Consider the following 13243-nt stretch of genomic DNA (forward strand, 5'->3'; position numbering starts at 1 on the left):
GGTGTATGGACGCAATCAAAAAGCTTCAGCAAAGCCAGTGGTTCGGCGTGGGCTTCCTCGTTATCCTGACGGTCATTTGCTGGGCCATCTTCAAGGTGCTGCGCCCCGATACTTTCGGCTCGCCTGAGCAGATCCTGACGTATCTGCAGAGCGCGCTGATCTACGCCGTCGGCGGCTGCGGCATGTACTTCATCGTCACCCAGGGCCTGTGGGACTTCTCGATCGGCTCCGTGCTGGTCCTGTCCTGCCTGCTCTCCATCGGCTTCAGCCAGATGTTCGGCTTCGTTGGCCTCGTCGCTGCCCCGATCATCTGCGGTATCCTGCTCGGTTTCTTCAACGGTCTCGCCTACACGGTCCTGCGCATTCCGTCGCTGATCGTCACCACGGGCCTGTCGCTCATCTACGAGAGCTTCAGCGTCTTCGCCTCCAACTGGGCGGGCACCCGTCTGGACTCCGACTTCAACATGTTCGGCTCCTATCCGTACAACCTGATCCTCGCGCTCATCGCGTTCTTCCTGTGCGGTTTCATCCTCAAGTACACCAAGGTCGGCACCTACATCAACGCCATCGGCACCAACGAGCTGACCGCTAAGAACATGGGTGTGGACGTCGACAAGTACAAGTTCATCGCGTTCATCCTGTGCTCCGGCTTCGTGGGCATCATGGCCGTGCTCTACATCGGCTACGGCACCGCCCAGACGCCCATGACCAACATGCTGTCCCAGTCCCTGAACTTCACCCCGCTCATGGGCGCGTTCTTCGGCCTGGCCTTCAAGAAGTACGGTCACCCCGTCGTCGCCATCGTCATCGGCGAGCTCATCATCTCCATGATGTTCGCCGGCTTCGTTGCGCTCGGCATGCCCACGACCATCAACAACGTCGTCACCGGCGCTACGCTGCTGATCGTCGTCACCCTGACCGTCAAGCGCGTCAAGGGCGCTGTCGTCAAGTAAAGGAGGGATACGCAAATGTCAGATAAACTGTTGCTTCACGCTGAGAAGATCGACAAGAAGTTCGGTCCCACGCACGCAGTCAAAGAGGTGTCCCTCGACTTCTATGCCGGTGAGATCCACGCCCTGATCGGCGAGAACGGCTCCGGTAAGTCCACGTTCACCAACATGCTCACGGGCATCCTGCCCATCGGCAGCGGCACGTTCACCCTGGACGGCGAGCAGATCGCCCCGAAGAACCAGGTCGACGGCAACCACCATGGCGTCGCCGTCATCGTTCAGGAGCTCGGCACCCTGAACGGCCTGACCGTGGCCGAGAACCTGTTCCTCGGCGACGAGGGCCGCTTCATGAAGCACGGCATCAAGAACACCGCCGCCATGAACAAGAAGGCCCAGGAGCTGCTCGACGGCTTCGGCCTCGAGAAGGTCCGCGCCACCGCGCCCATCGAGAACTACAACTTCGAGGAGCGCAAGATCATCGAGATCCTGAAGTCCACGTGGTTCGATCCGAAGATCCTCGTCGTCGACGAGACCACGACCGCCCTTTCGCAGGACGGCCGCGACAAGCTCTTCGAGGTCATGCGCGACGTGCGCGCCAAGGGCCACTGCGTGATCTTCATCAGCCACGACATGGCTGAGGTCCTGAGCATGTCCGACCGCATCTCTATTTTGCGCGACGGTGACTTCATCACCACCATCAACGCCGCCGACGTGGACGAGGATCGTCTGAAGACCCTCATGGTCGGCCGTGAGATGGGCGATAACTACTATCGTACCGACTACCCGAACTACGCGACCGAGCCGCAGGGCGAGATCGCCATCATGATGCAGAACGTCTCGGTCCCCGGCTCGCTGAACGATGTTTCGCTCGAGCTCCACAAGGGCGAGATCCTCGGCATCGGCGGCCTGTCCGAGTGCGGTATGCACGAGGTCGGCAAGGCTTTGTTCGGCGCCTCCTACGATCGCAAGGGCACGGTGAAGCTGGGCGACGGCACCCCGATCGACGACATCAACGCCGCCATCAACAACTCCATCGCCTACGCCTCCAAGGACCGCGATAACGAGAGCCTGCTCATCAACGACACCATCCAGGACAACATCACGCTGCCCTCGATGCGCGACATGGGCTTCATCCTGAAGCAGAAGGACCTCAAGGCCTTCGCCAAGAAGTACGCCGACATCATGTCGACCAAGATGGTCGGTGTCGACCAGTACGTCTCGGCGCTGTCCGGCGGTAACAAGCAGAAGGTCGTTCTGGCCCGCTGGCTGGGCAAGCAGTCCAACATCCTGCTGCTCGACTCCCCGACCCGTGGTATTGACATCGGCGTCAAGGCCGACATCTACCAGCTGCTCGCGGAGATGCGCAACCAGGGCAAGGCGATCCTCATCATCTCCGAGGAGATCATGGAGCTCATCGGTATGTGCGACCGCATTCTGGTCATGAAGGACGGCAAGATCAACGGGCAGCTGTTCCGCAGCCCCGAGCTTACCGAGCAAGACATCATCGCGAAGATGATTTAAGGAGGCGAAACAGATGGCTTCTAGTAATACGAAGGCTGCGGCCGAGGTCCAGGAGAAGAAATTCGACTGGCACCAGATCAAGAGCTACTTGCCCATTATCAGCTTCGTGGCGATCGTCGCGATCTTCGCCATCCTGACGGGCGGTGCGCTGATCACGCCGCGTAACATCACCCTGATCATCTCCGGTGGCTTCACCCTCATGATCGCCACCGTGGGCGTCTACATGATCATGTCCATGGGCTGCCTGGACTTCTCCCAGGGTTCCATGATGGGTCTGTCCTGCGCCGTGGTCTGCTTCCTGTCGCAGTACAACCCGATCCTCGCCATCGTCGGCGGCATGGCCACCGGCGCGGCCATCGGCCTGATCAACGCGATTTTCCACGTCAAGGGCCAGGTTCAGTCGTTCGTGGTCACGATGTGCATGATGTTCCTGCTTCGCGGCATCATCGCCTACATCACCACCTCGAGCCCGGTGTACGCCGCCACCTACCTGACGGCGCTCGCCACCAACACCCCGCTGCTGATCGGTATCGTCGTCGTGGTGCTCGTCATCGCCTACCTGGTGCTGCACTTCACGGCGCTCGGCTCGAACCTCAAGGCTATCGGCGCCTCTGAGACCGGTGCCCGCTTCGCCGGCATCAACGTCCAGCGCACCAAGATCATCATCTATGTCGTCGCTGGCGCCATCACCGGCTTTGCCGCGCTCATCAACGCCATCCGCATCGGTTCGGTTACATCGCAGGCCGGCAACATGCTCGAGACCCAGATCCTTATCGCCCTGGTTCTCGGCGGCATGCCCATCAACGGCGGCGCCCGCTCCCGCTTCTCCAGCGTGGTCACCGGCGTCCTGTCCTACCTCGTGCTCCAGCGCGGCCTGGTCATGCTTGGCTTCACCACCGAGATCCAGCAGCTGATCCTCGGTATCGTGTTCGTCATCATGGTCGCCGTCTTCTCCGAGCGCGCGGCTAACCAAGTCATCAAATAGCGTCGTGGCGGGGGCCGGGCACGCCCGGCTCCCGCTTCCCTCGCCGAGCATGACAGTTAGGACGGGGTCCACTGTCATACTTTGGCGGCAGCGCCCCGCGGCATAGCCGCTGTTGCGCGCTGCCGCACACCAGGCGGGGAATTGTGACAGCTGGAACCGTCCTAACTGTCACGATCTGTTCTATACATCTCTAGAGCAAGGAGAACCAACACTATGCTCGAGATCAAGAAGTACAAGTTCTATTTCTGCCCCTGCACCCAGGACCTGTACGGTGACGAGGTTCTGCAGCACGTTGCCGAGCACTCCGCCGAGGTCGTCGCCGCGCTGAACGCCAGCCCGCTCATCCCCTTCGAGGTCGTGCTCAAGCCCAACCTGCTGACCGCCGACGTCATCCAGGCCACCTTCAACGAGGCCAACATGGATCCCGAGTGCGCCGGTATCATCACCTGGGCCCACACCTTCTCGCCCTCCAAGAACTACATCGCCGGCCTGCGTGACCTCCGCAAGCCGCTGTGCCAGTTCGCGACGCAGTACAACGAGGAGATCCCGTACGACACCATCGACATGGACTTCATGAACGAGAATCAGGCAGCCCATGGCGAGCGTGAGTTCGGCCACATCTTCGCCCGTATGCGCTGGGACCACAAGGTCGTCTTCGGCTACTGGAAGGACGAGGCCGCCCTGGCCGAGCTCGGTCAGTGGCAGCGCGTCGCGGTCGGCATCAACGAGAGCCGCAACATCCGCGTGTGCCGCTTCGCCGACACCATGCGCAACGTTGCCGTGACCGACGGCGACAAGATCGAGGCCCAGCAGGTCTTCGGCTGGACCGTCGACGCTTGGCCCATCAACGACCTGGTGCCCTACGTCGAGGCCGTCACGCCCGACGAGGTCCGTGCCCTCACCGACGAGTACTACGACACTTACGAGCTCGTTCTCGACGGCCGTGACCCGGAGGAGTTCCGTCGTCACGTCGAGGTCCAGGCCCAGCAGGAGATCGGTATCGAGCGCTTCCTGGTCGACCACAACTACAACGCCTTCTCCGATCACTTCGGCGATCTGGGCGGCCTGAAGCAGCTTCCGTCGCTCGCCATCCAGCGCCTCATGCAGAAGGGCTACGGCTTCGGCCCCGAGGGCGACTGGAAGACCCCGGCTATGGTCCGCCTCATGAAGGTCATGACCGCCGGCGACCCCAACGCCAAGGGTTCCGCCCTCATGGAGGACTACACCTACAACTTGGTTCCGGGCAAGGAGGGCATCCTCGAGTCCCACATGTCCGAGGTCGATCCGTCCGTGGCCGAGGGCCCCATCGCCATCCGCGCCACGCCGCTGTCCATGGGCGACCGCGAGGATCCGGCGCGCCTGATCTTCACCGCCAAGACCGGCCCGGCCATCGCCACCTCCCTTGTCGACCTGGGCAACCGCTTCCGCCTGATTATCCAGGACGTCGACTGCAAGAAGGTCGAGAAGCCCATGCCGATGCTCCCCACCGGCACCGTGTTCTGGACCCCGCGCCCCAACCTCAAGGTTGGCACCGAGGCCTGGATCTACGCGGGCGGCGCGCATCACACCGCGTTCTCCTATGACCTCACCGCCGATCAGATGATCGACTGGGCCGACGCCATGGGCATCGAGAGCGTGGTCATCGACGCCAACACCAACATCCGTGACTTCAAGCGCGACCTGAAGCTCGGCGAGGTGTATTACCGCTAATCGCAAGCTCGTACCGCCCGACAACTTGGGGCCAGGTACAAACTTGTCAGGTATCATCGGCCGCGTCCCGCCCCGTCGGGGCGCGGCCTTCTTCTTAAAAAGGAGAGGCTCATGGCCATGACGAAAGAACAGATCGTAGCCGACATCGAATCCGGTGCTACCGCGCTGGGCATCGAGTACGGTTCGACCCGCATCAAGGCGGTGCTCGTGGCGTCCGACAACGAGCCCATCGCCATCGGTGCGTTCGATTGGGAGAACTCCCTGGTCGACGGCTACTGGACCTACAGCGAGGACGAGATCTTCGCCGGTCTCGCCGCTGCCTACGCCGCGTGCAAGGCCGATGTGGCCGAGAAGTACGGCGTGACGCTGACCAAGGTCGGCGCGCTGGGCATCTCTGCCATGATGCACGGCTACCTGCCGTTCGACGCCGAGGGCAACCTGCTCGTGCCGTTCCGCACCTGGCGCAACACCACCACGACCGAGGCCGCTCACGAGCTGTCCGACCTCTTCGCGTTCCACACCCCGGAGCGCTGGAGCGTCTCCCACATCTACCAGGCCGTGCTCGGCGGCGAGGAGCATGTGGACAAGATCGACTTCTTCACCACGCTCGCCGGCTTCGCGCACTGGCGCCTCACGGGCGAGAAGGTGCTCTCGATCGGCGACGCCTCCGGCATGTTCCCCATCGACTCCGAGACGCACGACTACGACGCCGCCATGCTCGCCAAGTTCGACGAGCTCGTGGCTTCCAAGGGCGTTGCCTGGAAGGTCGAGGACCTGCTGCCCAGAATTCTGGTCGCGGGCGAGTGCGCCGGCCATCTGACCGCTGAGGGCGCCAAGCTCCTCGACCCCGATGGCGACCTCGAGCCCGGCTGCCCCGTCTGCCCGCCCGAGGGCGACGCCGGCACCGGCATGATCGCCACCAACTCCATCGCGCCGCGCACCGGTAACGTGTCCGCCGGCACCTCGGTGTTCTCGATGATCGTCCTCGAGCATGCGCTCAAGGACGCCACGGCTCCCGAGATCGACCTCGTGACCACCCCGGTGGGCGACCCCGTCGCCATGGTGCACTGCAACAACTGCACCTCCGACATCAACGGCTGGGTCAACCTGCTGTGCGACTTCGCGTCGCTCATGGGTGCCGACGTGGACAAGGGCGACGCCTTCGTGAAGCTCTTCAACGCCGCGCTCGAGGGCGATAAGGACGCGGGCGGCCTCGTGTCCATCCCGTTCATCTCCGGCGAGACCGTCATGGGCGTCCAGACCGGCTACCCCATGGTCCTGCGCGGCCAGAATTCCAAGTTCAGCATCGCCAACTTCATGCGTATGAACATCATGGCCGCCTTCGGCGCGCTGGCCGCCGGCAACGAGGCGCTGCGCGCTGAGGACGTCAAGATCGACAAGCTCTACGGCCACGGCGGCATCTTCAAGACCCCGAAGGTCGCCCAGAGCCTGCTTGCCGCCGCACTCGAGGCCCCGGTGACCGTTATGGCCACCGCTGGCGAGGGCGGCGCCTGGGGCCAGGCCGTCGCCGCCGCCTACATGGCGTGGCACGAGGATGGCGAGAGCCTTGCCGACTACCTGAACAACAAGGTGTTCGCCGATATGGAGGGCACGACGCTCGAGCCCGATCCGGCCGACGTCGAGGGCTACCGCGCGTTCCTCGCGACCTTCAAGAAGGCCAACGAGGCCGAGAAGGCTGCCGAGAAGGCGTTCGCGTAAGCGCTGCCACCCCTTCCGCGGCCGCCGGGCGCCTATACTAGACGCTTTCCCGCCCGGCGGCCGCCTCACTATCCGACAAGATGGTGCCAGGTACAAACTTGTCGCCAGAAAGGATTTCCGCTCATGATGCTGAAAGAGCTTCGCGAGAAGGTATACGAGGCCAATATGGACCTTCCCAAGCACGGCCTCGTCGTGTTCACCTGGGGCAATGCCTCTGAGTTCGATCGCGAGAGCGGCCTGTTCGTCATCAAGCCGTCCGGCGTCGATTACGACGAGCTGTCGCCCGAGAACATGGTCGTGTGCGACCTCGAGGGCAAGGTCGTCGAGGGCGATCTCAATCCTTCTTCCGATACCGCAACCCACGCCTACCTCTATCAGAAGTGGGGCGATAAGATCGGCGGCGTGGTGCACACGCACTCCTCGTGGGCCGTTTCGTGGGCCCAGGCCGGCCGCGACGTGCCCGCCTACGGCACCACCCATGCCGACTACTTCTACGGCCCCATCCCGTGTATGCGCGGCCTGACCGAGGCCGAGATCGAGGAGGCCTACGAGCTCAACACCGGCAAGGTGATCTATGAGGGCTTCACCGAGCGCGACATCGACCCGGTCGCCGTGCCCGCGGTGCTCGTGCGCAACCATGGCCCCTTCAGCTGGGGTAAGGACGCCGCGCAGGCCGTCTACCACGCGGTCGTGCTCGACGAGGTCTGCAAGATGGCCACCCGCACCGAGATGCTCAAGCCCGGCGTGGAGCCCGCTCCGCAGTACCTGCAGGACAAGCACTACATGCGCAAGCATGGCCCCAACGCCTACTACGGCCAGGGCGGCGCCCACTAGTGAAAGTTAGGGGACAGGCCCCAAACTTTCATCGATAGCCTTTAGCGCCCCGCCTCGCTCGTTTTGCGAGGCGGGGCGTATCTGTGCGAAAGTTTGGAACCTGTCCCCTAACTTTCATTAGGCTTCGAGCTGGATGCTGAGTTCGCGGCAGAGGATGCGGGCCGCCTCGGTGGCCGCGAACGCGCAGTGGTCCTGGCATTGGGCGATGCGCTCGGGACTCGTCCACTCCATGCCGCGGGTGAGGACGCGGCAGCACGGCGTGCGCCTGCCGGTGCCGGCGCAAAACGCGTCGTGCAGCTCGGCGGCGACGGGCTTGGTGCGCTCTTTGGTCTCCAACATGAGGCCGAGGAAGGCCACGCCCCCGGCAAGCGCGCCGCAGATGCAGCCCGAGCCTCCGATGCCCGCGCCCATGCCGGCGCCCGCGGCCACGACGGCGCGCGGGAAGTCGGGCTCGAAGGCATCCCACAGGGCGGCGATGACCGACTCGCCGCAGTTCATGTGATTCGGCCCCGGTTGGTTGTTATGGCGCGCCGCGCTCTCGATGGCGCTGATGCTTACCTGGTCGCGCATTGGTTCTCCTATTCTGAGCTGTATGCCTGCAGGTGATGTCTGTAGTACACGATACCTGTTTGGCGGCGAATCGGCAGGCGACATACGCTCGCGGGTTTGCGACGCCGCGGCGCTTAAGCCTTCCAAGCGCGCAGGAGGGCGCGATGGCGCTCGGCGTAGCGGCTTCCGCGCTGCCAGATGAGGGCGAAGTCGTGCTCGATCGCAAAGTCCTCAGGCGTGATGTCGACGAGCTCTCCTGCGGCGAGCTCTTGCTCGACGGCGGCGCGATAGAGGAAGCTGATGCCCGCTCCTGCGGCGACGCATGCCTTGATGGCGGGGATGCTTGCAAGCTCGATGGTGCCGGCGAAGTCGCTCGTCAGAAGGTCGCGTGCGGCCAGGTGCTTCTCGAGGATCTCACGGGTTCCGGAGCCTGGCTCGCGCAGGATGAGCCGCCGTCCGAGCAGGTCGCGAATGGTCGCAGGCCGTTCAGGGGGCGTCGCGGCGGGTGCCATCACGGCGATATATGGCTCGCGTGAAAAGACCGCGCTGTCGAACGCCTTCCGGTCAAACGACCCCTCCACCAGCGCGAAATCGATGGTCCCGCGATCGATGAGCGACACGAGCTCCGCTGTGTTGCCCGTGTGCATGAGGATGTGCTCATCGGGATGGCGGCCCAGATGCGTGGCCAGAAGGCGGGGCGCGACGAAGTCGGCCACCGTACGCGTGCAGCCGAAGCGCAGGGGCGGCCGCGCGGCACCGGCAGAGGCGAGTGCATCAAGCTCGGCTTGCAGCCGCGTCCCGTCGTTTTCCATGGCGTCGAGCGCCCGATAGAGGGTCTCGCCTGCGGCTGTCGGCTCGACGCCGCGGCCCGTCTTGGCAAACAGCGTGCAGCCGTAGTGCCGCTCGAGCTGCCGCACATGCTGCGAGACTGCGGGTTGCGTGATGTGGAGCGCCCCCGCTGCGCGCGTGTAGCTGCGCTGCCGGTAAACCTCCAGAAACGTATGCGCCCGAAAGTCCAGCATCCCGCCTCCCGTGAAATAAGGCTCGAGGTTTTTTCACATCACGAATACTTATCAGTCTATAAGTAAACGGTTAGGAATCATTATAACCACAGCGTATAGCATATGGGCAGCAGATACGTCGCCAACGAAAGGATGCGCGATATGGAATTGGTCAAAAACTTCGGCTCGATGTGGAAGGGTGTGCTGTTTGCGCTGGTCATCGCGGTGCCGGCGTGGCTGCTCGGCAAGCAGTTCGAGGTGATCGGCGGCCCGGTGTTCGCCATCCTCATCGGCATGGTGCTTGCGCTCGTGGTGCCCGAGCGCGCCGGCGCGCCGCTTCAGTCGGGCATCAAGTTCACGTCGAAGAAGGTCCTCCAGTACGCGGTGATCCTGCTCGGCTTCGGCCTCAACCTGGCGCAGATCGCCCAGGTCGGCACAATGTCGCTGCCGATCATCATCTCGACCATCACCACGTCGCTCGTCGTGTCGTTCGTCTTGTGCCGCGCGCTCAACATCCCGAGCAAGATCTCGACGCTCATCGGCGTGGGCTCCTCCATCTGCGGCGGCTCGGCCATCGCGGCGACGGCTCCGGTCATCGACGCCGACGACGAGGAGATCGCGCAGGCCATCAGCGTCATCTTCCTGTTCAACGTCATCGCGGCGCTCGTCTTCCCGACGCTCGGCGGCATGCTCGGTCTATCCAACGAGGGCTTCGGCCTGTTCGCGGGCACGGCGGTGAACGACACCTCTTCGGTGACGGCGGCCGCCGCTGCGTGGGACGGCATGCACGCCGGTGCCAACACGCTCGACTCCGCGACCATCGTCAAGCTTACGCGCACGTTGGCCATCATCCCCATCACGCTTGCGCTCGCCTTCTGGCAGGTGCGCCAGGCCAAGCGCGCAGCGGAGGCAGGGAAGGGCAGCGGCCAGGCGGCCGGTACCTTCGACCTCAAGAAGATCTTCCCGTTCTTCATCATCTTCTTCGTGCTGGCGAGCGTCATCACCACGGTGTTCGCCCTGCCGTCCGCGGTGACCGCGCCCATCAAGGAGCTCTCGAAGTTCTTCATCATCATGGCCATGGCCGCCATCGGTTTCAACACGAACATCGTGAAGCTTGTGCGCACGGGCGGCAAGCCGATCCTCATGGGCCTCATCTGCTGGGTGGCCATCACGCTCGTGAGCCTGGGCATGCAGCACGTCCTGGGAATCTGGTAGGGCTCGCCAACGAGGAAGCCACATCTGCGCACAGTCGTATGACTCAATTGATACACGACGCCCGGCGCCTCGCGATCGAGGTTCCGGGCGTCGGTCTAACTGGGGGAGTTTCTGCTGGTCATACGGTATGCGTTGACTTTTAGGAAAAAAAGGAAAGAATAGGAAAAAAAGGAAAAGCGAGAGGAGTTGGATATGCGAGATACGGTCTTTTCTCCATCGTTTGGCAACCGGCCTACCTATCTTGTGGGTCGTGAGGACACAGTCAGGGAACTTCTTGAAGGCTTGGAGAGCAGACCGGGGAGCAGGGAGCGCTCTGTTGTCCTGTTGGGCCAGCGAGGAAGTGGAAAGACGGTCTTGCTTTGGGAGCTTGCAGGGCGAGCGACGGAGCTTGGATACGCCGTGGCATCGCCAACGATCGCCTCGGAAGCTATGCTCGGCCGTATCGTAGAGAAAATCCAGGACAGCGGGAAGCGGTTCGTGCCGAGTGCTTCCGCAAAAATCACCGGTGGAAGCATCGGTGCGCTTGGGTTTTCGGTCGGCCTGGAGTTCACGCGTGAGGTTCAGGAAGGCAAATCGTTTCAATACAAACTGACGCAACTGGCTCGCAGGTTAACGCAACAAGGTCACGGAACGCTCATTCTGGTCGACGAGCTTCAAGCCAACTCGCCCGAAGTGCGTCAGCTCGTTGCCGTGTATCAGGAAATGATCGGGGAGGGCCTCAATGTGTCGCTGGTTTTGGCGGGCTTGCCAGGGGCAGTTTCCGAGACGTTGAATGACAAGGTCCTGACGTTTCTCAACCGTGCGCAGCGCTTGCACCTTGGTCCGCTTCATCTGAGCGATGTGGATTCGTATTTCGCGCGGGTGTTTAGCCAGCTTGGCATCAGCATAGACGGCGACACAAGGCACCTGCTTGCCGAAAAGACAGGCGGATCTCCTTATATGCTCCAGCTTGTAGGTCATAACGTAGTGACAAGGGCTGATGAGGACGGCGCCATCGACGACGATTCCGTAAGGGATGCCCTCGAAATGGCGCAGCGGGATTACGAGTGTGACGTGTGTTCAACGACGCTTTCCGCGCTGTCGGATCGCGATCGGGATTTTCTGGAGTGCATGGTGGATGATGAAGGCGAGAGCAGGATCGCAAACATCGCTGCGCGCATGGGCGTGACGCAGGATTATGCCCAAAAATACCGTCGTCGCCTGTTGGACGCGGGAGTAATAGAGCAGGTTCGACGTGGATACGTACGGTATGCGGTCCCGTATCTCGATTCGTATCTCCGGCGCGGATGATGCTCGCACGCGGTGTACGGTAAGGCGCGTCTCCGAAATGGCCCCGCCGTCTGTAACAGCTATGTCTACCTGCGAAAAGCAACCATCAGGCGCCTGGCGGTTGCCTGCGTTTTGCCCCAAATTGCAGCCCTGCGGTTGGTAGAATGAGGTTCGCGGCGCCCGCATACTGGAGGTGCCGGCAAGCAAGACAGCACCAACCGAAAGGCCTCGCCATGAGCTTCCGCGATAACCTCCAGCACCTGCGCGCCACGCGCAACATGACGCAAGAGCAGCTTGCCATGCTGCTCGGCGTGTCCCGCCAGTCCGTAACCAAGTGGGAGGCCGAGAAGAGCTATCCCGAGATGGACAAGCTCCTCAAGCTCTGCCAGATCTTCGAGTGCACGCTCGACGACCTCGTGCAGGGCGACCTGACCGGCCGCGCGCCCGAGCCCGAGGCGGCGTCTATCCCCGCCGGTCCGCCGACCGACGTCTGCGGCTACGACGAGCACCAGCGCATGATGGCGTGGAAGGTTCCCACGGGTGTGGCGATCATCCTTCTGGGCATTGCGATCGGCCTGTTCTTCGAGGGCGCCATCGAGCTCGCGTCCTGGAACGGACGCGACGGCCTGTTCGTCATCATCGTGCTCGCGAGCATCCTCGGCGGCCTTGCGTTTCTGATCCCCGCCGGGATGGAGCACGCCGCCTTTCAGAAAGCACACCCGTTCATCGAGGATTTCTACACCGACGACGACCGCCTGCGCGCACGCAAGTCGTTTTCGGGCGGCGTCATAGCGGGAATCGCGTGCATCTTCGCGGGCATCGGCTGCATGCTCATGCTTGAAAAGACGGCGGAAAACATTGCCCTGTTCTTCCTGCTGTTCTTCATCGCGCTCGGCGTGTGGAACATCGTGCACTACGGTATGCTGCTCGGCCGCGTGAACGTGGCGGAATACAACCGCTCGGTCGCAGAGGAGCTCGAGGTCGAGGATATCGCCAACGCGCAGTTGGACGACGAGCACCGTGAGGCTCTGCTTGCCGCCAAGAGCCGCGACCAGAAGATCGGCGCGGTGTGTGGCGCCATCATGATCGTGGCGACCATCGTCGCCTTCGTCCTGCTGTTCGCCCCGGTGCTCGCATCGCCGAATCCGGATGAGTTCAACCCGCTGGGCACCTCGTCGGCGTGGTTCTGGGTCGCGTGGCCCATCGGCGGCATGCTCTGCGGCATCGTTTCCATTCTCATGAAGGCATTCGGCGGGCAGGAGTAGGCCGCTTCGCCTCGGGGCGCCCGCATGGTGTGGCGCCCCGGGGCGCGAGGATGCCGTTTTCCCGCGTCGTTCCCTGTTTCGACGCTGGTACCCGGCAGCTTTTGAGCACCGCTTGGCAAGAAATGTAACTTGAGCATTTTTGAGGGGCGCCAATCTGGGCGGATTCAGGCGCGGAGAGCTTCCGAGGGGCTGACTGAGACTGTCGTTTTGACCGTATGGTAAGAA

The 13243-nt window shown here is 62.8% G+C and carries 11 protein-coding genes; 9 read left to right on the plus strand and 2 right to left on the minus strand.

The window, feature by feature from the left end; genetic code table 11:
* Window positions 1-5: 5 nt before the first annotated feature.
* The 6 genes from H6A16_RS04580 to H6A16_RS04605 all read left to right on the plus strand — a co-directional run bounded on the left by H6A16_RS04580 (window position 6) and on the right by H6A16_RS04605 (window position 7719).
* Window positions 6-953, plus strand: a complete 948-nt coding sequence (locus tag H6A16_RS04580) for an ABC transporter permease (protein ID WP_204616543.1) — start codon at window positions 6-8, stop codon at window positions 951-953.
* A gap of 15 nt (window positions 954-968) precedes the next feature.
* A complete protein-coding gene (locus H6A16_RS04585) occupies window positions 969-2471 on the plus strand; it encodes a sugar ABC transporter ATP-binding protein (protein WP_204616545.1) in 1503 nt (500 codons plus the stop codon).
* A gap of 13 nt (window positions 2472-2484) precedes the next feature.
* A complete protein-coding gene (locus tag H6A16_RS04590; RefSeq protein WP_204616547.1) occupies window positions 2485-3456 on the plus strand; it encodes an ABC transporter permease in 972 nt (323 codons plus the stop codon).
* 213 nt (window positions 3457-3669) lie between these two features.
* The gene (gene araA / locus H6A16_RS04595) at window positions 3670-5166 is read left to right on the plus strand and encodes an L-arabinose isomerase (RefSeq protein WP_204616549.1); all 1497 of its coding nucleotides are present in this window, start codon (window positions 3670-3672) and stop codon (window positions 5164-5166) included.
* Between the two features lie 117 nt (window positions 5167-5283).
* Entirely contained in the window at window positions 5284-6885 is a 1602-nt protein-coding gene (locus H6A16_RS04600) for a xylulokinase (RefSeq protein ID WP_239458208.1), read from the plus strand.
* Window positions 6886-7008: 123 nt separating this feature from the next.
* Window positions 7009-7719, plus strand: a complete 711-nt coding sequence (locus H6A16_RS04605; protein ID WP_275052351.1) for an L-ribulose-5-phosphate 4-epimerase — start codon at window positions 7009-7011, stop codon at window positions 7717-7719.
* A gap of 117 nt (window positions 7720-7836) precedes the next feature.
* On the opposite strand, the gene H6A16_RS04610 is transcribed toward H6A16_RS04605, so the two are convergent.
* On the minus strand, window positions 7837-8289 hold the full coding sequence (locus tag H6A16_RS04610) for a C-GCAxxG-C-C family protein (RefSeq protein WP_204616553.1): 453 nt from the start codon (window positions 8287-8289) through the stop codon (window positions 7837-7839).
* 113 nt (window positions 8290-8402) lie between these two features.
* Window positions 8403-9290 carry a LysR family transcriptional regulator gene (locus H6A16_RS04615; protein WP_204616556.1) on the minus strand — a complete coding sequence of 296 codons (888 nt, stop codon included), beginning with the start codon at window positions 9288-9290 and terminating at the stop codon, window positions 8403-8405.
* A gap of 141 nt (window positions 9291-9431) precedes the next feature.
* Here H6A16_RS04615 and H6A16_RS04620 point away from each other — a divergent pair, with 141 nt between their 5' ends.
* The 3 genes from H6A16_RS04620 (at window position 9432) to H6A16_RS04630 (ending at window position 13018) form a co-directional block, all read left to right on the plus strand.
* Complete coding sequence (locus H6A16_RS04620) at window positions 9432-10484, plus strand: YeiH family protein (protein ID WP_204616558.1); 1053 nt, start codon at window positions 9432-9434, stop codon at window positions 10482-10484.
* A gap of 192 nt (window positions 10485-10676) precedes the next feature.
* Window positions 10677-11774 carry an ATP-binding protein gene (locus H6A16_RS04625; RefSeq protein ID WP_204616560.1) on the plus strand — a complete coding sequence of 366 codons (1098 nt, stop codon included), beginning with the start codon at window positions 10677-10679 and terminating at the stop codon, window positions 11772-11774.
* 212 nt (window positions 11775-11986) lie between these two features.
* On the plus strand, window positions 11987-13018 hold the full coding sequence (locus H6A16_RS04630) for a helix-turn-helix transcriptional regulator (RefSeq protein ID WP_204616562.1): 1032 nt from the start codon (window positions 11987-11989) through the stop codon (window positions 13016-13018).
* The last annotated feature ends 225 nt before the right edge of the window (window positions 13019-13243 follow it).

The sequence above is a fragment of the Collinsella tanakaei genome (genome assembly GCF_016900375.1).
Classification (GTDB): domain Bacteria; phylum Actinomycetota; class Coriobacteriia; order Coriobacteriales; family Coriobacteriaceae; genus Collinsella.